The organism is Planosporangium spinosum, from assembly GCF_049999945.1.
In the GTDB taxonomy this organism is placed as follows: Bacteria; Actinomycetota; Actinomycetes; order Mycobacteriales; family Micromonosporaceae; genus Planosporangium; species Planosporangium spinosum.
The window spans coordinates 1-22,743 of sequence record NZ_JBLYUB010000036.1; the positions used below are offsets into that span (position 1 = coordinate 1).

The following is a 22,743-nucleotide window of genomic DNA, read 5'->3' on the forward strand; positions in this document are numbered from 1 at the left end:
GTGGTGGTCGAGCGGCTCGCCGAGCGTGGGGTCACCGTCGACGTCGACGCCGGGGACCGGCCCGACGACGTGGCCTGGCTGTCGGAGGCGCTCGACCGCGCGGCGGCCCTGGACGAACCCGTCGACGGGCTCGTCGACGACGACGTCGACGAGCAGCAGACCGCCTCCGACCCGGACGTGGACACGGCCGAGCAGGCCCGCGCACGGCAGGAGGCGCGGGCCGCCCGGCGTGCCGAGGCGGCCCGCCGGCAGGAAGAGATGGCCGGCCATGTGCGGGCGGCGTGGCCGGCCGAGCGCGCCGAGAAGGTCATCGCCAGCGAGGCGTGGCCGGTGCTGGCGTACAAGCTCGACCAGCTCGACCGGGCCGGCTACGACGTGCAGGCGATGCTGCGTGCCGTCCCGAGCTTCATCGACCGGGCCCACACGCCGGCGGCGTACGCCTACCGGGTGATGGACGACGCGGTCACAGACATGGCTGCCGCCGAACGCGCCCAGGCCGCCGGTGCGCGGGCCGACGAACGCGACCAGCGCACCATTGACGGGGACTGGCGCGAGCGCGCCGGCGCGGCGCACGCGGCCGGCGACGACCAAACCGCCCGGGCGGCTGCTGACCGGGCTGACACCGCGTACGCGGCCGCCGAACGCGACGCCGACCGGGCCGCCAGCCACGAGGAACGCGCCGCCCAGATCGTCGCCCAGGGCTACCCAGACCGCACCGACACCGCCGTCGCCGAGGCCGCCACCGCGGCGACCGCCGCCACCAGCCCGGGGGCAGCACGGCCGGCACGCACTGTGGCCCGGCCGGTGACTCAGACCCGCGGCACGGCCCGGGCGCTGCCGCGCGAGCCCGGCGGACGATGACCGTTGACGTCACCCGCAGGGGTGACGAGCGGCTATCACCCGTGCCCGCAACCTGCGGGTTATCAGTGTGCGGGCCTACCGTGGCACCATGATCAATCCCGGTGCTCGTCCGGTCGACAACGCCACCGAAGCCGCTGCGGCGGCGAACATCAAGGTCTTCGTCGTCGCCGTGATGGAGCAGGGCGGCCAGCTGGCCGGCGACCCGATCCGCGACCCGGAAGCCGACCGGGGACGGCAGGTACGGCTACCTGTTGCCGGCCGCCAACAGCACCACGATCCGGGTGCTCATGGCTGGGGTAGAACTGCAGCGCGTGCGCGACGACCGGTCCACGAGCGCGCCCTGCCTGTGGGTCGGTGATGAGGCGTGGTGGTGGCACGACGCCGTCATGATGGCTGCCGCCGACGCCCACCCGACCGTAGCCGAACCTACTGACCAGACCGAGGGGTAGTGCCGCTGCTGTGCGGCGCCGCCGCTGGCCTCCCCGGCCTGCGCCCGCACCGGCTGCGTCACACCTACGCCACCCGACTCCGCCAAGGCGGCGCCGACCCCGCCCAAGTCCAAGCACTGCTCGGCTACAGCTCCCTGGACACCACCGCCCGGGTACTTCCGGGCCGGCTCCGCCGAACAGGCAGCCATCGTCGAGCGCGTCTTCGAGTAGGCTCCGTCGGACCTGCTGACCACAACCTGAGAGGCAGCTATGGCGGAGCCATCAATCTATACGACGTGGTTCTTTATCTAGTTCGATCAACCAGTGGGTGCCGTCGCGGTCAGTAAAGTCCACTTGGAGCTCAAATAGGCTCGGTAGCTCATCGGATGGCATTCCGAAGGGCCAGGCGACAGGAAGGTCCTTCAGGTTCCAGGTCAACAAATGCTGATCGTCGGCTTTTAGGACAGGCAGAGGCTTGGGATTGTTTGGGTGCGGAAGCATCACGTCGTCAACAGGAAACCAAAGACAGCTCTGCACCTTGAAGATTGGTTGATCGCCGTAATTCCCGACGGTCACCTGGTAGTCCCTCACCGCCACAAATTGGGTACCGCCGCATCCAGGGTTGTGCAGCACCACCGCGCGGGCCTGCGGTGTTGCTGCAGAAAGACGTCCCGAGCCGAGGGTGGACAGCGTTTGGGGTGGTTCGTTGGTTGACCTCATCCTCGGGAATCGTACCGAGGGGTCAAATCGGAGATCACCCATGGCATCTTTTTGCGGTTGGGGTGGCGCGTCCCGGGGCTCGCCCGAATCATCCAGGTCCCTTAGCGCACGAACGTCAGCACGCAAGTGAGTGCCTAGGCCGCGACGCACGAGAACGATGATCTCTCGTGCTTCGCAATCTGGGTTGTCGCAGTAGAGTTCGACTCGAAATGGGTCTTGCTCCCTGTCACCGTAGGACCGCCTAAGCATCTGCGTGCCACAGAAGTAGCACGGATATGCCAAGTAGCCATCGCTTTGGTCGCGGGCGCGACGAATCGCGGGCTGGTCTCCCTCGCCGTAGCCCGTCTTGTCGAGTGCCTTCTTAGGCTCCTCTGGGACTGGCCAGCCCTTTGCGACGTGTATTGACCGCACGATCTCACGTGCGGCCCTCTCGGCGTTCTCAGCCTTCTCCGCGACGTAGCTAGCCCACTCCCAGTGCTCCTTGCCGCGCTGGTCAAGCTTGCCGTCCCAGGCTCCCACGACCAAGCGTGCGGCGTACTCGAGTTGTCCGGTCAGCCCGGTGACCCACGCTGAAGTCTCGGCATCCAGTTCGCGGGCAGCCTTGGAGTTTGGAACCGCACGTGCTTGACGTTTACCGGCTAGCTCTTGGTCCAGTTCGGCAGCAGGATCAGTGGCCTCCTGTTCGGAAGCACTGCGATTCGGCGGATCTTCGAAGTCGCGGGCAGCGACCCACAACTTCTGGAACTCTTTGACGATGTCGCCGTCGCCAGCGAGAGCCATCACGACTACTTCAAGATGTCCGTAATTGGGTAACTTTTCGCATCGCAGCACGGAATGCACCGTACTGTGGCTAATTACCTGAGTTCGTTGAGCGAGAACCCGAGTGCTCGGCTCTCCGTGTTCGCGGTGCAGGCGCTTAATTCGGAACCGCAACTGGTCCAGCGGATTGGGTTGGTCGGGTTCCCCGTTCAGGTCGGTCACGCGATGCTCTTCCTTGATTACGGCGTACCCGATCAGAGTGTCAGAACTTGTAAACGGGCGCGACCCCCCCCGCAGCCTAGCGGGTGAGTCATCGTCAGTGTTCGTAAAGATCGGTTTTGTGTTGTAAGCCGTCGTCACGGATCGTAAACGTCGCTGGTGAGGTGCATCAGGATGGAGTCACCGCGCCACCGGCCCGGCTCCGCTTTCATGACGCTCTACGTCGCCAACGTGCCAAACCGATGTGGGTGTCATAGCGGTCTGCTCTCTCATCGAAGGGATCTTCTTAGCCATGACCGATCCGACCCTGGTTGCGCTCCTGCCTGCTGTGATGGTTGGAGCATTGGGGGCGGTATACCTGTGGTCAGCCGACCGAAGCCGGCGAACGCGCGCCTGGCGCTTGCTGATGCTTCTCTTCGGTATCCGCCACTGACTGGGCTGTCCAGCAAGACCGAGGCAGTCTTACCTGCGCCACTGGGATCCGTAAGGTACGGGCGGGCAGTCAGGCTCGTCACTGTTTGTCCGTACCTTGCGGACTTCCGGTCAGCGCCTTGGCCATTTGCACTCCAACGAAGCCCAAGTCACGACATGCCGACAAACGGGGTTGCCGGCGGTTGCACGGTTAGGCCAAGGTCGATTCATGGCCACGGGGGAGGAACCGGCCAGGTCGACGCTTGGCCCGATCGCACGCGCACGGTTCGCGCTCACCGCGCTGGAGACGCTCGACCGGCTGACCGAGTCCGGCCAGCCACCCACCGACGACGACCTGGCGGCGCTGCGCGGCTGGCCCGGCTGGGGGCCGCTCGCGCCGGCGCTGCAACCCGGGGTGGGCGGCACGTGGGCCGAGATCGGGCAGCGGCTGCGCTACCTGCTTCCGCCCGAGGCGATCCGCGAGGCCGAGCAGGCTACCTACAACGCTTTCTACACCCCGGCCGAGGTCGCCGACGGAGCCTGGCGCATCCTGCACGGCCTGGGCTTCGCCGGCGGCCGGGTGCTGGAGCCTGGCTGCGGGGCGGGCGCGTTCATGGCCACCACCCCGGCCGAGCTGACCGGCCAGGTGCGATGGCTGGGGGTGGAGCGGGACCCGACCACCGCCCGTATCGCCGCGCTGCTGCACCCGGATGCCGAGGTGGTCAATGAGCGGTTGGAGCGGGCCCGGCTGGCCGCGGCGTCGGTCGACGCGGTGATCGGCAACGTGCCGTTCGGGGACGTGACCGTCTACGACCCGGCGGCGCCCAAGCCGGTCACCGACGGCATCCACAACTACTTCATCTGGCGCTCGATCCAGGCGCTGCGTCCCGGCGGCGTGGCGGTGCTCATCACCTCCCGTTACACCCTGGACGCCGCTGACCCGGCCGCCCGGGCGGCGTTCGCCGAGGACGCCGACCTGCTCGGCGCGATCCGGCTGCCCGGCACGGCGTTGGAGCCCGGCGGCACCCGGGCGGTCACCGACATCCTGGTGCTGCGCCGGCGCAAGCCGGGCGAGGCCGCCCGCGACCCACAGGCGTGGATGGACACCGCCGACCCGTTCGCCGACCACCCCGACATCCCGTACAGCGAGGTCGAGCGGCGGGTCAACGCCTGGCTGCTGGCCCGGCCGGAGATGGTGCTCGGCGAGCTGACGCCCGACACCGCAGTGCGCTACGGGTTCAACCTGGCCGTCACCCGGCCCGACGGCGCGCCGTCCCTTGAGATCGACCTGGCCGCGGCCGCCGACCGGATCGTCGCCGAAGCGGTCGGCGCCGGACTGGCCCACGACGTCGACCCGGCACCGGCGCCGCTGACCGCGCTGTCCACCCGCGACGACGGCCGCAAGGAGGGCTCGTTCCACATCATCGACGGCGCTGCGATGCAGGTCGTCGACGGGCAGCTGGTGGCTGTCACCGAGCGCCGCCAGGGCGAGGAACGGCCGCTGTCGGGCAAGGCCCTCGCCGAGCTGACCGCGCTGTGCCAGCTGCGCGACGCGGTGACCGAGCTGCTGGCGGCCGAGGCCGACCACAGCCGCCCGGACGAGGCGCTCACCCCGATGCGGCAACGGCTGGAACGCCTCTACGACGCCTACGTCGCCGCCTACGGGCCACTCAACCGTTGCACCCTGGTCAGCGGCGAGCCGGACCCGGAGACCGGGTTCGCCACGGTCAGCCGCCGCCGACCGGCGATGGGCGGGTTCCGCCGCGACCCGGACTACGCCACGGTGCTGGCGCTGGAGATTTGGGACGACGACACCGCCACCGCCACCAAGGCACCGATCCTGACCAGGCGGGTCAACAAGCCGGCCGAACGCGTCGAGCGAGCCGAGACCGCCGCCGAGGCGCTGGCGCTGTGCCTGGACGAGCACGGTCGGCTGGACCTGCCCACCGTGGCCAGGCTGCTGAACATCGACGTCGCCAACGCGCCGGCCGAGCTTGGCGACCTGGTGTACGCCGACCCAGCCACGGGGGAGTGGATCACCAGCGACGAGTACCTGTCGGGCAACGTGCGAGCCAAGCTGGAGGCCTCCCGCGCCGCGGCCGAGGCCGACCCGGAGCGGTGGGCGCGCAACGTCGCCGCGCTGGAGAAGGTGCTGCCGGCAGACCGGGGCCCGGAGTGGATCCGACCCCGGCTGGGCGCGTCCTGGATCCCGGCCAGCGACGTGCAGGCGTTCATCGGCGAGGTCATCGGCGGCCGCTGCCGGGTGAGCTACGAGCGGGTCACCGCCACCTGGGAGGTGGCCGGGCCGCGGGCGGGGAACATGCCGGCCGCGGCCACCACCGAGTGGGGCACCGACCGCGTCGACGCCTACCGGCTGGTGGAGCTGGCGCTCAACGGCCAGCCGGCGACGGTGTACGACACGGTCGTCGACGACGAGGGCCGCGAGCGGCGGGTACGCAACCAGGATGAGACGCTGTTGGCCGTCGAGCGCCAGCAGGCGCTGCGCGAGCGGTTCGGCCAGTGGGTGTGGGAGGACCCGGAGCGCACCGACCGGCTGGTGGCCGAGTACAACCGGCGGTTCCGCTCGCACGTGCCGCGCCGGTTCACCGGCGCCCACCTGACCTTCCCCGGGCTGGCCGCCGACGCCACGCCGTACCCGCACCAGCTGGACATGGTCGCCCGGTCCCTGGCCACGCCGATGACGCTGTGCGGGCACGGTGTCGGCGCCGGCAAGACGCTGACGATGTTCCTCACCGCGGTCAAGGCCAAGCAGCTCGGGCTGGCCCGCAAGCCACTGATCATCGTGCCGAACCACCTGTTGGAGCAGATCGCCCGCGACGGCGCCCGGTTCCTGCCCGGCGCGCAGATCCTGATGACCACCAAGGACGACCTCAAGGACGCCCGGGCACGCAAGCTGTTCGCCGCCCGCTGCGCTACCGGCGACTGGGACGCGGTGGTGATGACCCACCAGGCGTTCGCCGCACTGCCGGTGCACCCGCGCACCCAGGCCGACTACGTCAACGACATGGCCGCCCGGCTGCGCGAGGCCCTGGCCAACCACCCCGACGACGGGTCGCGGCGCATCAAGCAGATCGCCAAGCAGATCGACCGGATGGAGGCCCACGCCCAGGACCGGCTGGCCCACGCCACCGACGACGGCGTGTACTTCGAGCACCTCGGCGTGGACTTCATTCAGGTCGACGAGGCGCACTACTTCAAGAACCTGTTCCTGGGCGCGACCACCGAGGGCTTCCAGATCGCCCCGTCCAAGCGTGCCACCGACCTGGACCTCAAGCTCAACTGGCTGCGCGAACGCGGCGGCCGCGCGGTCATGTACACCGGGACCCCGGTGCCCAACAGCCTGATCGAGGTGTTCGTCTGGCAGCACTACCTGCAACCGGAACGCCTTGAGGAGCTGGACCTGGCGCACCCGGACGCCTGGGCCCGCACGTACGTGAAGTTCGAGACCGGCATCGAGATCGCCCCGGACGGGGCCAGCTTCCGGCTCAAGACCCGCCCGACCGGGCTGGTCAACAAGGCCGACCTGCGGCTGATGCTGTCCGAGGTCGCCGACATCCGGGCCGTCGCCGGGCTCAACCTAAGCCGCCCGGACCCCGTCTACACCATCGAGGCGATCCCCGGATCACCGTTGCAGCGCGCCTACGTGCGCTGGCTGGGCGAACGCGCCGACCGGATCTCGGGCAACCGCACCGACAACATGCTCAAAATCTGCTCCGACGGGCGCAAAGCTGCCCTGGACATGGAGCTGGTCGGCATCCCCGACCCCCACCCCGGCAAGGTCGACGCCGTGGTGCGCCAGGTGGTGGCCAACTACCACGCCACCAAGGACCTGCAGTTGCCCGGCGACGAGGGCACGGACCGCCGCGGCGGCCTGCAAATCATCTTCTGCGACCTGGGCACCCCGAACGCCAAGAAGGGAGACCAGGCCTATGGCAAGATCCGCGCCGGGCTGGTCGCCGGCGGCATCCCGGCCACCCGGATCCGGTTCATCCACCAGGCCACCACCGACACCGCTAAGGCCGCCCTGTTCAGCTCCTGCCGCGCCGGCGAGGTATCGGTGCTCATCGGCAGCAGCGACAAGCTGGGCGTGGGCACCAACGTGCAGACCCGGGTCACGCACATGCACCACGTCGACCCGACCTGGCGCCCCGCCGAGATCGAGCAACGCGAAGGCCGCGGCATCCGGGCCGGCAACCTCAACCCCACCGTCGGCATCACCCGCTACGTCACCGAGGGCAGCTTCGACAGCTATATGTGGCAGACCCTGGAGCGCAAGCAGAAGGGCCTCGACGGGTTCTTGTACGGCGATGACGACGACTCGGAGATGGAGGAGATCAGCGACGCCGCCCTGTCCGCGGCCGAGGCCAAGGCCCTCGCCTCCGGCAACCCGATGCTGCTGGAGAAGGCCGAGGTCGACGCCGAGGTGTCCCGGCTGACCAACCTGGCCACCGCCCACACCCGCAATCAACGGCGGCTGCGCGGCGACATCGAGACGTGGCGGCGCCAGATCGGCGTGCTCGACCAGCGGGTGGCCGCCCTGACCGCGATCGCCGCCCGCGCGGCCGGCAGCCGCGACCAGGCGTGGTACACCCCCGGCGGGCAGCCGATCGCCGTCGACGACGTGCCCGCCCGGCTCGCCGCCGCCGTCACCGAGGCCACCACCAGCCGGTACGGGCCGACGCTGACCTGGCGCGACCTGCGGATCACCTTCCAGGCCGACCACAGCCAGTGGCGCAAAACCACTCTCACCGCCAAGGTGGTGGCCGACTGGCGCCACGAGATCGAGGTGCCGCTGACCGAGACCTGGACCAACAAGGGCCAGCACTGGCGCATCCGGGAGGCCATCACCACCGCCGTCGACGGCGCCGCCGGCACCGCCGACGAGCTGCGCCAACGCATCGCCGACCTGCACGCCCGCATCGCCGACGCGCAGGCCCGCCTCGACCAGCCCTTCGCCCACAGCGACGAGCTCGCCGCCGCCCGCGCCCGCCGCGACCAGGTCGCCGCCGCGCTCGAAGAGGCCGCCAACGACGACACCCCCGACCACGCCACCGACCCGGACGCCCCACCCCGACTGACTGCCGAGCAGGAGCTGGAGCTGCTCGTCGCCGAGGCCCAGGCGCAGGCCCGCGCCGCGCTGCCGGCCGAGCCGATCGTCATCGACGCCGCCCCGGCCGCCAGCGAGGCGGCGGCCGCGGACGACCACGACCAGGTCGACGAGCACACTGCCGCCGCGCCGGCCACCGATACGCCGCCGGCAACACTGCCGGTGGCCGCCGAGGCGCCAGCCGCGCCGCCCGCGGCTGAGGTCGGACAGCCTGCACCGCCGACTCCTGCCGAGACGGTCGCCCCGTCGCCGGCGGCCCGCGCCGCCGCGGCGTTCACCGGCCGCAAGCCCACCCCCACCGCGGAGACGCTGCCCATCCCGGTGCCCACGCCTCGCCGCGAGGAGCCCACTCACGTGGCCCGCCCGGCCCGCCGGCCGGCAGCGCCGCGCGGGTTCGCGCCGGCGTCCAGCGCCGCGTTCGAGCAGCTGGACCTGTTCGCGTCCGCCCCGCCACAGCCTGCCCCACCGCCACACAGCGACGTCACCGCCGGCCCGCAGCTGGACCTGCTCGCCGAGCTGACCCCGGCCGCCGACGCCGCCCAACGGGCCGCGGCCGCCTACCCAGCCACCAACACCCCCGCCGCCACGGCGATTTCACCCACCGCGCCGGCGCCGGTGCGCGCCGGCGAACCCACCCAGGAGCGAGGCGAGGCCCGATGACCGTCATACCCGCGCGCTACCGTCACGCCATGACCGACCACGGGCCCTACATCGCCGCCGTCGCCACCGCGGTGCGGGCCGCCGAGGTGCCGCTCGTCGACACGGCCGCCACCACCGAGGCCGGTCGTCGCCAGGCCCGGCTGCGCCTCGACCCACAGGCCACCGTCGAGGCGTTCGGCGACGCCGTCCACGTCGAGCTGCACTGGGACGAGGAACGCGGCTGGCGCTACGTCGCGCACTACGAACCACACACTGGCCTCGCCAACACTCCCGTCTATCTCGGCATGGGCGTGCTCGCCACCCCGACCGAGGTCGCCAACTGGATCGCCGCCGTGCTCATCAACCCCGGCATGATCGCCAGCTACGGCGACGACGAGATCGACCCCGCCCGCACCGCCGGCAGCGCCGACGCACAGTTCGAGGCCGAGCTGGCCGCGTACGGCACCCCTACCACCATCTGAAATTCAGCGCCCGGCACGGTGCCGTCGACATGCCGGACCCATCGATGGCATCGCCCCTGCCTTGCATCGCGCAACTACCATGACTCCTCGAAAGGCCACACGTGCCGTAAGGCAAAAGACCGGCAGGGTCAGGTGTGGGCGGCGACCGGTAGAGCAGGCTCGTGGCGGATCCGCGGGGGAACTCTGCCGAGGACGAACTTGCCGGCGGGGGCACGCGAGAGAAGGTTGACGACCTCGCCCCCTAATGCCCAGTCACGAAGCGCGGGGCGCTCGTAGTCACGAGTGTGTGCCGCCGGACTCCAAGGAGTTCGTCGTGCTCAACTGGGCATCCCTGCCGGACTGGCTCGGACTCGTGTTGACCCTCGTGATCTATCTGTTCCCCCGGCCAGAGCGCAGGCCACGGGGCAAACACTGCCTGCGACGCGGACGACCGAGTCGACGTCGGGGCTGACGAGCGGCGCCGGCAAGCCGGCGATCTCGATGGCGCTACGCGCCCCCGCTTCTTCCTAGCGCGCCCTCAGCTTGGCACCGGCCGACTCCCGGTCAAGGGCCGCAAAGCATCTTGGGAAATCCGTCCAAGATCCTTTGCTCTTCGACCCTTGACCGCGAGCCTCCTCGGCCGGTGCGCGGCGCTGAGAAGAGCGGCGGGGCAGCCCGCCGCCACGCCCATCGGGCGCGCGATCCCTCGCGCAAGCGCCGTCGGACGCATGCGCCGTAGGCGACTGGGAGGAACGATGACCGGCACCGCTGTGTCCGTATGAGACGATGCCTGGCGGATCCTGTGCACCGCCGACGCACACACCCACCGCCCACTGGTGGCCTGGGCCGCCGGCGTGATCTCGGCCGGGACGGCGTGCGAGCTGGTGCGCTAAGCCGCCACCCGCGCGACCTGGCGCTGGCCGAATACTGAGCGGGGCAGCGGGGCAGCGCCGCTGTCGTCTATCATCAACGCCATCGCTACCAACGGGATCCGTATCGCTTACATCGTGGCGTTCCTTGCCATGGTGGCTGTCGGCATGATGCTGCACATCTCGACGCTGCTTGCCGTGGCCATTGGCGTCTTTGTCATGCTCCCCATAGCCATCGCCGACCTCGTTGTTTCCCGGCGCCGCAAGAGAGCCGCCGCCGACCGATAGTCGGTTGGCTAGGGGGCGGCCCTTAGCGGTCGAGCATCGCGGGCTAATGGTGATCTAGTACGGACGGCTGAACTCATATGGAGTCTGCCGACTCGGCCGGTCATTAGGGGAGCGGACCGTGCATTACTATTCTGTTTTTCTCGTGCTTCGTCGCTTTGCGCGTTTATCCCGGGTCTAAGAATCGCGCTGTAAACGGACGGCGTGCGGAATGCGCGAGTGGCGGCCACCGGACCGGTGGCCGCCACTCGCGTAAGCCTCTCGCGGCGTTACCTACATTCGTTGTCGTTTACGACGACGCCCTGCTGTCCCGACTGGTCAGTGAGATTGAACTGGAAGCAGCGGGAGTCACTCGCGTCGATTGACGTGCCGATGCGGTACAGCGCCAGGAACAGGGTCTTCAGGTTGAGGGACACGGCACCACACGCCATTGTGGCCAGCGACCGCAGTGCCGCGTGCGGGATCTTGCCGATGGTCGAGCAAGACACGACGATGGCGGTGCCACCAGCCGCACTGATTGCTACCGCGTAGCTCCGTGCCTCGTAGCCCCACATGTTGAGATATATGTTCCACCCGTAGCTAAGCTTCGGGTCAGTTACGACCGGGAACGTAGCGCCGGTCACGTCGGTGTGCTGCACCAGGGTGGAGCCGTCGACCTGGTAGTTGGTCGGCAGGTCCCGTCCTGTGGCGTCCTTGGCCCAAGGCGCTTCAATCATCCCGGTGATTTTTCCGGTGTTTTCCTCGACGAGGGTGAAGCCCGCGCCGGTCGGTACCAGCTTTACCCCTGCTGGCAGGTCAAGGCGGTAGCTCTGGGTGGTGGGAGCTGACTGGGTGCGCAGCACATTGATGATCTGCGCGCCACCGGCAGTCGGCCGGACGACGGTGTCGGTGTCTCGTGCGACATCACCGAAGGAGCGGCCTGCGCCCAAGGGTTGGGTTTGGCGATGATTGGCCCCCATCAGGGTCATGGTGACAGTTTCGCCGGCGGCGCTGACCTTGGCAGCCGGGGTCGCCGTGTCGATTGTTACTGCGCCGTTGCTGGCAATGGTTGGACCGGACTGCTGGTTTGCGTCGGCACGCTCCAGCGCCGCGCTGACCCGGTTGGTTAGCGGAGTTGGCGCTGCTGTCGATGTCGCAGCCTGCGCGGTTCCTGCAATTCCGGTCACAAATGCGACCACAGAAATGGCCACGCCTACGTTTCGCTTGACTGTCACAAGCATCCAATCTGCCAGCGCTGTAGCGCATTTAATAGATGCGGGTAACTTTAAATTGCCGCAGTCTGGGTCACTATCCCCAAGCTGGGAGACATAAATCACAGTTGATGAATACCCGACAATTGCGTATCGGATTTCCTGGCCTCACTCTAAGGCGATATAAGGCAGCAGTTGTTAAGGTTGTGGCAACCGGGGGCATAGCGTGCTTTCGATAGACTTCGGTTGTCATAGCGTGCCGACTGTCCTGGGGGATCCGATGCCGAGGATGTTGAGGCTGCCGTCGACAGGCCGACTGCCTGACGGCCCTCACCGCAGTTTTGTCGAAGAGTTTTTTATGCACTACCGTGAGGCGGGCCGACCTCCGCTGCGCGTCATCGCCACATGGATCCAGGTCAACGCTGACTCTCGCGACCTTCCTGGCACCGCAAGCACGGAGACGATCCGCCGGGTCCTTACCGGCGTCAGCGTTCCGCGCACCTGGCTCACTGTTGAGACGATCCTGGAAGCCCTTTGTGGCATCGCTGGTAGGAGCACAGGCGAAGAACGATGGCCCGAGGACAACTCGAGCGCGACGTTCAAGGACGCGCTGAAGGAGCGCTGGAACGCCGCGCTTGACCACTACGAGGCAGACCTGCCCACGTTGCCGCCACGCCCCAGCCCCATTTCTGCATCAGCACCGAGTTCGCAGTTCGGCGATCCGTGGGCGTCGGTGCAACCGGCGCGCTCACCGTTCGACGACGAACCACTTTTCTAGCGCCGGACCCACCTCTGGCTGTCCCTTTACGGACTTCCAGGCACGCGGCCGGGGAGGGCCTGTGCCGATCCTCCCCGGCACCTGGTCAGATCGGGATAACCGGTCCGCCGCCGGCGAGGCCGCCGTAGAGGCCGGGCTGAGCGGTGAGCACGTCGCAGTCGTGGTCGATGGCCGCCAGCACCGCGGCGGCGGCGTCCAGGCGCCCGACGATGTCGTAGGTGGCGGCGAGCGCCTGCCAGTCCTCGGGATCGGGGGCGAGCAGCGTGGTGGCGTGGTGGTTGACCAGCAGGTCGAGCCGGTCGGTGTCGGTGATCGCCCAGCGCGCCTGGGCCAGGCACAGGATCGGTAGGCCGGCCGCGCCGCTGTCGTCGGCAACCTCGGCGAGCGTCTCGCCCACATGGACCGAGCCGTGGGTGAAGTCGCGGATCGCGGAAGCGTCGAGGATGACGCGGATCGGCCGGGGCTGGCCGGTCACGCGGCGTCGGCGGACAGGCCGAGCTGTCGGCGCAGGGCCTCACGCACCTCGGGGGTGCGGCGCTCGGCGGCGGCGAGCCGCTTGCGACGGGCCTCGGCCTTGCCCTCAGCGGTGACGGTGATCCCGGCAGTCTCCAGCATCGCGGCGGTGTCGTCGCGCAGGTCGGGGCCGGGTGTCGTCACGTGTTCGAGGATACCGCCGGTGTCCTGGTCAGTCATCGGACTGCCTCCCATCGGGCTGGCCTGGCGCTACGCCGACCGGGCTGGTCGGCAACGTGCGGACGGTGACTGCCCGGCCGGGCGGGGCGAGGACGGTGGCGTCGCCGGCGGCGTCGAGGGTGAGGATGAAGCCGCCCAGATTGGCCCGGCGGTCGGTGGTGGCGGTGTCGTCGAGGTCGAAGCCCAGGGCGTCGACCGGCAGATCCACGACTGGGTACATCTCCCCTCGCTGCCAGCTGTACGGGGAGGGCAACCCCTCCAGATGGTGCAGCCGTCGGCCAGGCCGGAACCGCACCCGGGGGCGGTCGTACCCGGCCACGGCGATCGGGTCGCCGGCGACGGTGAACCCGGCGACGATCTGGCGCTGCCTGCTGCCCAAGACAGCGGCCACCCGGGCGGGGTTGATGTCGCGGTCGGCGAGATTCCAGTCGCCGAGCACCACCTCCTCCACCGTGCTCTGGCCGCGCAGCACCTCGGGCCACCGTCCACGGACGTTGACTACCAGCGCGAGGTCCCTGTCGGTCATGCTCCTCATTCGGTCGGAAACGTCATCGGTACCATACATTCCATAATAACTATATAGAAGCAGTAGACTGGCACCAGATCTTCCATGCCTCCATAAGTGGAAGTTATGGAGGCCTTTTTGTCACACGTCTCGCGTACGCTGAAACCGTCGGGTTGGCATAAAAGCGATATACCGGGAGCTAAGCCGTGGACAGCCATGAACCGCCGGCCAAGTCCGGCACCATCGCCCTGATCGGCCGACTGGATGAACTACTCGGTCAAGGCGGCGAGATCAACCGGGCCTTCACCAAGGCAGTCATGGCCGACGCCCACCCAGCCGGCCCCGACGCGGTCGCCGGAGCATGGCACGAACTCGCCGACTTGCTCACCCTGGCGACCGGCTACGCCCGCCGGCTAGCCAGGACACCGGTCGCCGGCCGGCCGGAAGACCGGTGACCGTACGCCAGCTGTACATGCGAGTACACGTCATCCGCGATGCCAGAACCTGCGAGGAAGAACAGCAGTGACCGACCAACCCGCCCCACCGGTGCTCGCCGGCGAGATCCTGCCCGCTGGCAACGCAGTCGTGCCGGCAACCGAAACGTCTCGGACGGCCGGCCCGGACGTCGACGCGCTGGTGCGCCAGTGGCTGGTCGAGTACCCCTCGAAGCACACCCGCGACGCCTACCGCCGAGACCTCGCCGAGTGGTTGTCCTATTGCGACAACTCCGGCCTGGAACCGGTGGTCGATCCGACCCGCACCCACGTCGCGGCCTGGCTGCGGCTGCGCGAGGAGCTGCGCGAGAGCAACTCGACGCGGGCCCGCCGGCTGGCCGCGGTGTCGGCCTGGTACCGGTGGCTACTCGCCACCGGCCACCGCAACCCGGAGGCGGGCAACCCAGCCACCGCGCTGGACGCCCGCAACAAGCCGAAGATGCGACCGCTGACCTCGGCGGCCGCGCTCACCCGCGACGAGGCCGAGCGGCTACTGGCCGCCGCGGACGCCGACACCGGCGGCGCAGGCCTGCGTACCCCGGCGATCGTCGCGCTGCTGCTGTACTGCGGACTGCGGGTGTCCGAGCTGGTCCACGCCGACCTCGACCAGCTCGGCTACGACCGGGGCCACCGGGTACTGCGGTTCATTACCAAGGGCGGGCAGCCGCACGTGGTTCCGCTGCCGGCCAGCGTGCTGCGCCGGCTCGACCCCTACCTGGCCTCCCGCCCCGACCTGGCCGGCGACCGGCTGCCGACCCACTTCGCCGGCGTGCGCCCGGCCCGGCCGCTGTTCGCCACCGTCACCGGCGGCCGGCTCGACCGGGGCGCGGTGTGGCGGCTGCTGCGTCGGCTGGCCAAGCGCGCCGGAATCAAGGTCACGATGAGCCCGCACGTGCTGCGCGCCACCTGCGCCACCCTCTCGCGTGACGCCGGCGCGGCCCTCGACCAGGTTCAGGAGCTGCTCGGCCACAGCGACCCCCGCGTCACCGCCGGGTACGACCGGCGGGCCGGCCGTCTCGACCACTCCCCGGCGCTGGTCCTGCAGCGCTTCCTGCACGATCCGGCCGACGCCGCCCCAGCCGGGGACAGCGCCGCGTGACAGGTTCCGGACAGGCGACCGCGCACCCATCTGTCAAGATCGAAATAGGAGGACCAATATGGACCGAGGAATACGCGGTGGTCTGGGTAACTGGAACGCCGACGAGGTCGACCGGTTCGAGCTGGCGCAGCAGACGCTGCGTACCCTGATCGCCGCCTACAGCGCCCGGATCGCCGGCGCCAACGACGTCGAGGCCGATCGCCTGCGCGCGGAGCGGTCCCGCTACGCCGACGAGCTACGCCGGCTCGACCCCACCGACACCGCCACCCTGGCCCGGATCGCGGCCGACTACCCGGCGCTGGTGGACCGGGTCCGCAACCTGCGGTGAGCCAGCTCGACCCCCAGGAGCCTCGGCTCACCGAGGCTGAGGCTGCGCGCATCTTCGTCCAGGACATCGTCCCGGACCTGCTGGCCGGCGGTCAGCCCAGTGAACAGCCGATCGTAGTGATCGTGGCCGGTCAGCCCGGCGCCGGCAAGTCCCGCGCGCAGGCCGCCCTGCTTGCCGCGTTGGGCCGCGAGGACACGGTGTCGATCGACGCCGACGACCTGCGCCCCTACCACCCCCGCTACGACGAGCTAGCCCGCGCCGACGACCTCACCGCCTCGGCCCGAGCCCACCCGGAAGCCGCCCGGTGGGTCAGCATGGCCATCGACTACGTCATCACCCGCCACGTCGATGTCGTCGTGTCCGCCACGCTCGGCAGCCCCGACACCGCCGCCACAATGATCGACCGGTTCCGCCAGGCCGACTACCGGGTCGAGGTCGCCGTGGTCGCCGTCGACGACGTGCGCAGCCGACTCGGCGTGCTGTCGCGCTACCAGAGCCAGCGCGACCAGCTGGGCATCGGCCGGTACGTGCCGCCCGACGCCCAGCGCCGCGCGTACACCGGGCTGCTCGACACCGTCGACCGCATCGACCGCGAGCACCTGGTCGACGCCGTGCACGTCTACAACCGCAACGGCCAGCAGCTCTACACCAACCAACGCGCCGCGACCGGCTGGGACCAGACGGCAGGTACCCGCGCCGCCATTGAGATCGAGCGTGCCCGCGGGTGGACCCCTGACGAGGCCACCCAGGTCGTCACCACGGCGAACGAGCTCGCTCGGTACCTGCGCGTCGAGCTGCGCGGCGAACTGGCCGCCGTCGTCCGCGACGCCCGTGACCGGGTACACGCTGTCCGGGCCGACTCCCCGGAATCAGCCGCCCCGACCACCAGCGTTGACCCTGCCCACCGAGCTGCCCAAGCCTGGTCCACCCCGACCCAGCAGGCGCTCCGCAGAGCCTCCCCGCCGTTGACGCCGCCCCCTACCCGGTTCACGCGCCAGGACGAACGCGACGACCGCGGTCCTGCCCGGTAACCAGCACGGCGGCTGCCGTGGTGGGTCAGTGGCAACCGACCTGGACAGCAGGTCCGTCCACAGCCGAGGACCGGAAGCGGCGCGGCAGTCACAAGGCTCTTCGGGTACGAGCGCGCCCACAAGATCAGCCAGGTCTACGTCACCACCTGCGGCTTCTCCGATCAGGCACGGCAACCGCAAGGTGACGTCCACCGGCGGCCCGCCTGATCTTCACGGCCGACGAGCGGTTCGACGTTCGGGAGCTGTGAAGATCAGGCGGGCTAGCCCAATGGGCAGCTACTCCCGCTGGTCGGTCTGCTCGATGACGTCGGCGTCATCGCGCTCGTGGCCGCGGTCGCGGTCCCACCGCCACCCGTACCGTGATGCGGCGGTGAGCACGGCCGCGAGGCCGAACAGTACTGCGGCCAGACCCCACAGCGCCTCGCCGGCGATGACCAGGGCGCCAGACAGGAGGAGAACGCCGACGGTGATGACCGTCGGCAGAACCGCCCGCCATCCTGCGCGGTCCTGGAGGGCCTTGCCGTGGGCAGATGGAACTGGCGGCCGGACCGGCCGCTGTTCTTCATTCATGATCTTTTAAGCCTTTCCGAGCGTTGAACTGCGGGTTTGGACTGGTAGCACCTAAAACCTTAAGGCTTACGCCGCAGCCGAATTGGCCTCCCGAAGTTGCCGCAACGGGAAACCGGACACCGCGCTTGCCGTGGATATCATCCCCTCCCCGGGCGGCGCGCGCAAACCATCCCCCGAGCGCCGTCACGAGTTTCGCGGAGGTCCCTTATCCAAGGCGTGCGCGAGCGTGCACGTGCGCGTGGCGCGGTGCCGGCGCGGGATTGTAAGTACGCCCTCCACACTCGCCGCCCCCCGGCGGCGCGTGTGGCATTCGTGGTCGGTTGCTCGGCGACGCTGGGGGTTCGGACAAGGGCCCAGCTGGTGCCGCCTGGGTCACTGGATTAGCGAGGTCACAGGTTGATAACTAGCGGGGTCACGGAACGATAACGAGGCACAACTGTGAACCACGTCATCACGAGGCGTCACTGTAAGTGATGCCTGCAACGCCGCAGGTCAACGGTGTGGAGTGAGTCCGGCTGACTCACTCCCAGTGAGTCGGCCGGACTTTGTCGTGTCAGCATCTACGTGTCGTTGCTTGCTTGACGAAACGTATGCGCCACTCCATGGCATCGGGAGGCAAGTCTATGACGCTGTCTGGTGGTTTTGACGTTTGAACGTCAAAACTTCGTAGCAAAGTTCGTGGTAAAACCCGATCTGACGATGCGGTGCACCATTGTTGTTCGGCGGGGCTATTCGGGTTTGCGACTCCACTCTTGTTGGGTCTTTGGCGGGAGACGATAGTGTCGATCGATGCAGTGGTTTCCTGTTATGCGACACGCGACAATTGCGCAAGCTTATACTGTGTGATTAAAAGGGCGAACTTAACCTTCGGCGTGTGAATCTTTTTAGCGTTTGGCATCGTGAATCTTATTGGAGTTCACTCTCCGGCTTTCATCTTGGAAGCTTGGATGGCATACTTGGTGTTGCGCATGTGCAACGCCGTTGTGGGTGTGACCTGCGCAAAGGCCCGAGCGTTGGACTGGTAGCACAGACTGCGATGGGCAGATGAACGGCCGCCTCTGTTGCCGCGGAGGCGGCCGTTGCCGTGTGTTGGATAGCACACCGGTTCGCATCCTCAGGTGGCTGACAAAGCAACGGCGCCCAAGAGAGGCACATGTGAGATCATTGTCTGTAGCCAACCAGTAACTACATCCCGCAAGTCCTCGGGACTTCTCGCCCTTGAGAGGTCGGGCAAGGGTTGACTTCGGCTCGATCGGACGTACCCCGGCCCACGGTCGAGGTCTCCAAATGTCCCGTATCGGCGCGCAAGATCCTGTGGAAATCTTGCTGCCAATCGAATCCACTCTGGAGTCTGGGCAGCGGCTCCATATGGCGCTACGGCGTTGTCACCCTATTTGGGTGAGGGGATGTCACCGCTCAGGGTGAGACCCGGAGAGTCCACAGCAGAACGTTGTACTTGACCCGGCACGGTGGTGCGCTACCCAGGCTGGCGGCCCTCGGGGAACTGCACGAGTACCTCGGTGGGCATCGGTTCGGTGGGCATCGGTTTGGGCTCGTGGTGACGTCCGGGTCGGCCTTCCTGAGGGGGTTGGCAGCGGCCGAACGGGCCGTACTCGCTGGTGAGCTGGGTCAGGTGGGGGTCGAGGTGGTCACGCCACCACACGCTCATGCCGAGGGCCTTGTCGGTAACGCGTAGGGCTTCCCAGGCCCGCCAGAGTGCGTAGATGCGGCTCAGTGCCTCGGGATGGGCCCACCACTTGGCGCACCAGAACACGCCGGCGCCGGAGCCGGCGGCGATGCGGCGCTCGACGACGTAGCGCAGGTACTCGTCGACGAACTGGGCGACGTTGTCGTACAGCAGCTCGGCGGCCTCGCCGTCGTCGGTGGCGGCCAGCGCCGACGCGCCCGCGGCGGGAGGGGCCGGCGGAGCGCCGGTGAGTTGGTCGAGCAGGGCGTTCAGGGCGGCGACGTCGTCGTTGGGGGCGGTCATCGCTGCTCTGGGCTCAGGTCGTCGGGGTCGCCGGCGGGTACCGGCTGCGGATCGAGCGCGGTGTCGTACTGGCCGGAGGGGTCCCAGCGGGCCAGCGAAGCCCGGATCGCCGCTGCGTGCGGACCGTGCTGCCAGGGCTGGGTACGGGCCAGCACCGGTGGGTTGCCGGAAGAGTAGACGACCATCCGGCCGCGCGGCAGGGCGTGCAGGTCGGCGACGTCGAGGATGCGCCGGCGCTGCGGCTGGTGGGACACCGACCGGTCGCCCCAGCCGGAGCCGCTAGTGGTGGTGGAGCGCACCATCACGTCGGTCTCGCCGATGAGCTTGCTCAGTTCTTCGAGGAAGTCGGGGTCGGCGACGCCGCCGCCGTAGGTGCGGACGTTGGCGCTGCTCCACAGCTTGCGCATCCCCTCGCGGCCCCACACCTCCACGCCCTGGGCGTAGCTCTGCAGGATCGTGATGATGGCCAGGCCGGCGGAGCCGAAGAAGCTGTACTGGCTGGGCAGCTGCCGCAGCCGGCAGATGTTGGCCGCCTCGTCGAGCACCGCGAGCAGCGCCGGGTCCAGGCGCCGGCCGGGCCGGGTGCGGGCTCGCTCGGCGCCGGCGCGCAGCACCGCGTCGGTGATCGCGGCGACCAGCGGGGCCGGCGACCCGGGGCCGCCCTCCGACAACAGGTAGATGGTGTCGGTGGAGGACACGAACGCGACGGGGTCGAACTCGGGCACGCCGGGCCGGTCGGGTGGGGTGACCCAGCGGGTCACGGCCGGCTCGGTCAGGCAGATCAGCAGCTTCTGGCAGGTTGCGTACACGCTGCCGCGGGTGCGGTCGGGCATGTTGAGCACGCCCCGGACGGATTCGGACGGCAACGGGTATCCGTGCTCGGCCAGGATGACGGCCGGCTCCTCGTCGCGCGGGGACACCGACCACCGGTAGGCGTCGATGACCGTGCGGCCGGCCACGGCGGCGGCCAGCAGCAGGTTGGCAGCGAGCTCGGCGCCCATCGGGTCGAAGAACGCGTCGGCGGTGGCGCCGGGCGGCCGCTCGGCGGCGGCGAAGTGGTCGGCCAGCCGGCGGGCGTCGGTGATCGTGGTCAACCCTGCGAGGGGGTTCCACCACATCTGCGGGGCGCCGCCGATGATGTCCTGCGGGTCGAATACCCAGACCCGGCCGCGGGTGGCGCGCGGGTCGCGGGTGGCGTCGACGATGTCGCCCTTGGTGCTGGTGACCAGGGTCGGGCCGGGGCAGGCGACCACCGCCGGGATGGCCCGTGAGGTGGTTTTGCCTGACCGTGGTCCCCACACGTCGACGGCCATGTCCTCCCAGGACTGGCGTAGCTCCATGCCGCCGGCGACGGTGTAGCCGATGAGCACCCCGGCGTCGTCGGGGTCGACCCGGTCGGCGCCGGCGAGGCTGGGCCGCAGCCGCCGGGCGGACTCGGCGACCCCTTGCGGGCTGAGCGAGGCCAGGTCGGCGCGCTTGGCCATCCGGCGGGCCTTGTCGTCGACGCGGCTGCGCCGGCGGCGGTGGCGGCGCCAGGCGACCATCACCGCGGTGACGACCGCGGCGAGGAGGACCAGTTCGGCGGCGAGCACCAGGCTGCACGCGAGCGTCCAGTGGATCCGGCCGTGGATGAGGTCGCCGGCGACGACGAACAGCCCGCCGCCGTGGTAGCCGGGCGGGCGGATCACCGTCACCGGCACCCAGACCGCCGCGGCGACGATGAGCATCAGCAGCGCTCCGCCGCCGACCAGGTAGCCGGCGTCGCCGCTGTCGCGGGGGCCGCTGGCGCGGGCCGGGCTCATCGGGTGCGCTCCATCGTCCAGCGGAAGTCGGTGTTGCCGAGCTGCTTTTCGATCTCGGTGGGCTCCAGATGGACCGGGATGCCCGGGCGCGAGCCGACCTTGAGCAGGAAGTTGCCCCGGCCGACCAGGGTTGCGCTGTCGCCGCCGGCGTCCCAGCTCTCCGGCGCCGCCCAGGCCAGCACCTCGCGCCGCTCCGCCCGCGACAGCGGCCGTACTCGAGTAATCGCGTCCAGCTCCTGCTCGGAGCAGGCGCCGATCATCAGCACCGCGCACCGGTCGGCCAGACCCCGCGCCTTGGCCCGGTCGTGCTCGGTGGGCAACGCCTCCAGGTCGGCCAGGGAGTGGGTGATGTAGGCGATCCCGGTGCCCTTCTGCCGGTTGAGCCGGGTCAGCGCGTCGGCCCGATCGACCAGGCCGTGCCCGACCCGCAGCGCCCGCCACATCTCATCCAGGACGGTGAAGAACGTGCGCGGCGGGGCCAGGCCGAGGTCGGACAGCCGGTGGGCGGCCTCCACCTGACCGAACCCGTACGACCAGGTCGACAGCAGGGTCGCGGCGGTGAGCAGCTCGTCGGTTTCGTTGATGCCGGAGATGTCCACGCACACCGCCGGGGTGTCCAGCCGGATGGCCGCGGTGGTCTGGCCCTCGAACGTCGGGCCGAGCGGCCCGTGCAACAGCGAGCGCAGGGTACGGCGCAGCGTCTCGGTGTCGGCGCGGTAGCGGGGCAGGTCCTCCTCGGCGTGCCAGAGCGTCACCCAGCGCACCTCCAGCGGGGCCTCTTCGATGACGCGCAGCACGTCGGAGAGCACCGGCTGGGTGTCGGTCTCGCGGTCGGCGAGGTAGCGCAGCGCGGCGGTGAGCACGGTGACCTCGTCGGAGCTGACCGGACCGCCGCGGATCAGCGTGGTCAGCGCGACCAGCATGTTCAGCCGGCGACTGACGACCTCGGCGCGCAGCTGTTCGGCGTCGCGGCTGTCGGTGACCCGGGCGAGCACCTGCCGCCACGGCCCGACGTCGAGCGGGTTGATGCGGTCCAGGCCCGGCCCGACGCGCAGCACCTGACCGCCGAGCGCGGCCACCAGTTGGGCGTAGTCGGGTTTGAGGTCGCCGAGGATGAGCGGGGTGACGCCCTGGGCGGCCAGGCCGAGCACCATGCGCCGCACGCTGGTGGACTTGCCCATCGCCGGCTCGGACTGGACCCAGACGCTGGGGGAGTTGATCAGCCTGGCACGGGTGTACCAGGAGATCGGGTCGAAGCACACGGAGGCGCCGCTGTAGCGGTGCCGGCCCATCGGCACCCCGATCATCGGTACGCTCGACCCGACGCCGAACGGCCACAGGCCGCAGACCTGCACGCTGGTGCCGCGGTACTCGGTCGGGGTGTCCACCCACGACACCCGGCCGCCGCCCGGGCCGGCGTAACCGTAGCGGGTCGGCCGGCGGGTGGGGCGGGGCGGCGATGGTCGGCGATCACGAGCCATGC

20 protein-coding genes are annotated in these 22,743 nt (G+C 69.5%); 11 read left to right on the plus strand and 9 right to left on the minus strand.

What is annotated here, in order from left to right; genetic code table 11:
- From ACNTMW_RS30860 to ACNTMW_RS30870, 3 genes are all read left to right on the plus strand, one after another.
- The coding region (locus ACNTMW_RS30860) for a hypothetical protein (RefSeq protein ID WP_426637488.1) at positions 1-861 on the plus strand (861 nt) is incomplete at its 5' end.
- An 88-nt stretch (positions 862-949) separates the two neighbouring features.
- On the plus strand, positions 950-1,219 hold the full coding sequence (locus tag ACNTMW_RS30865) for a hypothetical protein (RefSeq protein ID WP_426637489.1): 270 nt from the start codon (positions 950-952) through the stop codon (positions 1,217-1,219).
- 90 nt (positions 1,220-1,309) lie between these two features.
- Positions 1,310-1,636: a tyrosine-type recombinase/integrase gene (locus tag ACNTMW_RS30870; RefSeq protein WP_426637490.1), complete on the plus strand. Its 327-nt coding sequence runs from the start codon at positions 1,310-1,312 to the stop codon at positions 1,634-1,636.
- On the opposite strand, the gene ACNTMW_RS30875 is transcribed toward ACNTMW_RS30870, so the two are convergent.
- On the minus strand, positions 1,572-2,990 hold the full coding sequence (locus ACNTMW_RS30875; protein ID WP_426637491.1) for a hypothetical protein: 1,419 nt from the start codon (positions 2,988-2,990) through the stop codon (positions 1,572-1,574). The two genes, ACNTMW_RS30870 and ACNTMW_RS30875, sit on opposite strands and share 65 nt — an antisense overlap.
- 637 nt (positions 2,991-3,627) lie before the next feature.
- Here ACNTMW_RS30875 and ACNTMW_RS30880 point away from each other — a divergent pair.
- The 3 genes from ACNTMW_RS30880 to ACNTMW_RS30890 all read left to right on the plus strand — a co-directional run bounded on the left by ACNTMW_RS30880 (position 3,628) and on the right by ACNTMW_RS30890 (position 10,783).
- On the plus strand, positions 3,628-9,186 hold the full coding sequence (locus tag ACNTMW_RS30880) for a helicase-related protein (protein WP_426637492.1): 5,559 nt from the start codon (positions 3,628-3,630) through the stop codon (positions 9,184-9,186).
- 29 nt (positions 9,187-9,215) lie between these two features.
- Positions 9,216-9,647, plus strand: a complete 432-nt coding sequence (locus tag ACNTMW_RS30885; protein WP_426637493.1) for a DUF6292 family protein — start codon at positions 9,216-9,218, stop codon at positions 9,645-9,647.
- A 986-nt stretch (positions 9,648-10,633) separates the two neighbouring features.
- A complete protein-coding gene (locus tag ACNTMW_RS30890) occupies positions 10,634-10,783 on the plus strand; it encodes a hypothetical protein (protein WP_426637494.1) in 150 nt (49 codons plus the stop codon).
- Positions 10,784-11,049: 266 nt separating this feature from the next.
- On the opposite strand, the gene ACNTMW_RS30895 is transcribed toward ACNTMW_RS30890, so the two are convergent.
- Positions 11,050-12,000: a hypothetical protein gene (locus ACNTMW_RS30895; RefSeq protein WP_426637495.1), complete on the minus strand. Its 951-nt coding sequence runs from the start codon at positions 11,998-12,000 to the stop codon at positions 11,050-11,052.
- 259 nt (positions 12,001-12,259) lie between these two features.
- On the opposite strand from ACNTMW_RS30895, the gene ACNTMW_RS30900 reads away from it, so the two are divergent.
- Positions 12,260-12,748: a hypothetical protein gene (locus tag ACNTMW_RS30900; protein ID WP_426637496.1), complete on the plus strand. Its 489-nt coding sequence runs from the start codon at positions 12,260-12,262 to the stop codon at positions 12,746-12,748.
- An 85-nt stretch (positions 12,749-12,833) separates the two neighbouring features.
- On the opposite strand, the gene ACNTMW_RS30905 is transcribed toward ACNTMW_RS30900, so the two are convergent.
- Genes ACNTMW_RS30905 through ACNTMW_RS30915 form a run of 3 tightly spaced genes read right to left on the minus strand, consistent with a single transcriptional unit; the run spans position 12,834 to position 13,967 of the window.
- On the minus strand, positions 12,834-13,223 hold the full coding sequence (locus ACNTMW_RS30905; RefSeq protein WP_426637498.1) for a hypothetical protein: 390 nt from the start codon (positions 13,221-13,223) through the stop codon (positions 12,834-12,836).
- A complete protein-coding gene (locus tag ACNTMW_RS30910; protein ID WP_426637499.1) occupies positions 13,220-13,441 on the minus strand; it encodes a hypothetical protein in 222 nt (73 codons plus the stop codon). The genes ACNTMW_RS30905 and ACNTMW_RS30910 overlap by 4 nt, the downstream gene beginning before the upstream one ends.
- Complete coding sequence (locus tag ACNTMW_RS30915; protein WP_426637500.1) at positions 13,434-13,967, minus strand: hypothetical protein; 534 nt, start codon at positions 13,965-13,967, stop codon at positions 13,434-13,436. Before ACNTMW_RS30915 ends, ACNTMW_RS30910 begins: the two co-directional genes overlap by 8 nt.
- A gap of 185 nt (positions 13,968-14,152) precedes the next feature.
- Here ACNTMW_RS30915 and ACNTMW_RS30920 point away from each other — a divergent pair, with 185 nt between their 5' ends.
- The 4 genes from ACNTMW_RS30920 (at position 14,153) to ACNTMW_RS30935 (ending at position 16,898) form a co-directional block, all read left to right on the plus strand.
- A complete protein-coding gene (locus ACNTMW_RS30920; protein WP_426637501.1) occupies positions 14,153-14,401 on the plus strand; it encodes a hypothetical protein in 249 nt (82 codons plus the stop codon).
- A 67-nt stretch (positions 14,402-14,468) separates the two neighbouring features.
- A complete protein-coding gene (locus ACNTMW_RS30925; RefSeq protein WP_426637502.1) occupies positions 14,469-15,539 on the plus strand; it encodes a tyrosine-type recombinase/integrase in 1,071 nt (356 codons plus the stop codon).
- 58 nt (positions 15,540-15,597) lie between these two features.
- The gene (locus ACNTMW_RS30930) at positions 15,598-15,867 is read left to right on the plus strand and encodes a hypothetical protein (protein WP_426637503.1); all 270 of its coding nucleotides are present in this window, start codon (positions 15,598-15,600) and stop codon (positions 15,865-15,867) included.
- The gene (locus ACNTMW_RS30935; RefSeq protein ID WP_426637504.1) at positions 15,864-16,898 is read left to right on the plus strand and encodes a zeta toxin family protein; all 1,035 of its coding nucleotides are present in this window, start codon (positions 15,864-15,866) and stop codon (positions 16,896-16,898) included. The genes ACNTMW_RS30930 and ACNTMW_RS30935 overlap by 4 nt, the downstream gene beginning before the upstream one ends.
- A 276-nt stretch (positions 16,899-17,174) precedes the next feature.
- Here ACNTMW_RS30935 and ACNTMW_RS30940 read toward each other — a convergent pair whose 3' ends face one another.
- The 4 genes from ACNTMW_RS30940 to ACNTMW_RS30955 all read right to left on the minus strand — a co-directional run bounded on the left by ACNTMW_RS30940 (position 17,175) and on the right by ACNTMW_RS30955 (position 22,741).
- The gene (locus ACNTMW_RS30940) at positions 17,175-17,468 is read right to left on the minus strand and encodes a hypothetical protein (RefSeq protein ID WP_426637505.1); all 294 of its coding nucleotides are present in this window, start codon (positions 17,466-17,468) and stop codon (positions 17,175-17,177) included.
- A gap of 1,477 nt (positions 17,469-18,945) precedes the next feature.
- The gene (locus tag ACNTMW_RS30945) at positions 18,946-19,458 is read right to left on the minus strand and encodes a DUF4913 domain-containing protein (protein WP_426637506.1); all 513 of its coding nucleotides are present in this window, start codon (positions 19,456-19,458) and stop codon (positions 18,946-18,948) included.
- Positions 19,455-21,260, minus strand: coding sequence for a type IV secretory system conjugative DNA transfer family protein (locus tag ACNTMW_RS30950; protein WP_426637507.1), 1,806 nt, complete (start codon positions 21,258-21,260; stop codon positions 19,455-19,457). Before ACNTMW_RS30950 ends, ACNTMW_RS30945 begins: the two co-directional genes overlap by 4 nt.
- Positions 21,257-22,741, minus strand: coding sequence for an ATP/GTP-binding protein (locus ACNTMW_RS30955; protein ID WP_426637508.1), 1,485 nt, complete (start codon positions 22,739-22,741; stop codon positions 21,257-21,259). The genes ACNTMW_RS30950 and ACNTMW_RS30955 overlap by 4 nt, the downstream gene beginning before the upstream one ends.
- Between the last annotated feature and the right edge of the window lie 2 nt (positions 22,742-22,743).

What these genes read in the sequence shown, in the direction of transcription:
- ACNTMW_RS30865 (WP_426637489.1), top strand. Translation starts at nt 950, where the DNA reads ATGATCAATCCCGGTGCTCGTCCGGTCGACAACGCCACCGAAGCCGCT.
- ACNTMW_RS30880 (WP_426637492.1), top strand. Translation starts at nt 3,628, where the DNA reads ATGGCCACGGGGGAGGAACCGGCCAGGTCGACGCTTGGCCCGATCGCA.
- ACNTMW_RS30885 (WP_426637493.1), top strand. Translation starts at nt 9,216, where the DNA reads ATGACCGACCACGGGCCCTACATCGCCGCCGTCGCCACCGCGGTGCGG.
- ACNTMW_RS30895 (WP_426637495.1), bottom strand. Translation starts at nt 12,000, where the DNA reads ATGCTTGTGACAGTCAAGCGAAACGTAGGCGTGGCCATTTCTGTGGTC.
- ACNTMW_RS30900 (WP_426637496.1), top strand. Translation starts at nt 12,260, where the DNA reads ATGTTGAGGCTGCCGTCGACAGGCCGACTGCCTGACGGCCCTCACCGC.
- ACNTMW_RS30910 (WP_426637499.1), bottom strand. Translation starts at nt 13,441, where the DNA reads ATGACTGACCAGGACACCGGCGGTATCCTCGAACACGTGACGACACCC.
- ACNTMW_RS30915 (WP_426637500.1), bottom strand. Translation starts at nt 13,967, where the DNA reads ATGACCGACAGGGACCTCGCGCTGGTAGTCAACGTCCGTGGACGGTGG.
- ACNTMW_RS30930 (WP_426637503.1), top strand. Translation starts at nt 15,598, where the DNA reads ATGGACCGAGGAATACGCGGTGGTCTGGGTAACTGGAACGCCGACGAG.
- ACNTMW_RS30940 (WP_426637505.1), bottom strand. Translation starts at nt 17,468, where the DNA reads ATGAATGAAGAACAGCGGCCGGTCCGGCCGCCAGTTCCATCTGCCCAC.
- ACNTMW_RS30945 (WP_426637506.1), bottom strand. Translation starts at nt 19,458, where the DNA reads ATGACCGCCCCCAACGACGACGTCGCCGCCCTGAACGCCCTGCTCGAC.
- ACNTMW_RS30950 (WP_426637507.1), bottom strand. Translation starts at nt 21,260, where the DNA reads ATGAGCCCGGCCCGCGCCAGCGGCCCCCGCGACAGCGGCGACGCCGGC.
- ACNTMW_RS30955 (WP_426637508.1), bottom strand. Translation starts at nt 22,741, where the DNA reads ATGGCTCGTGATCGCCGACCATCGCCGCCCCGCCCCACCCGCCGGCCG.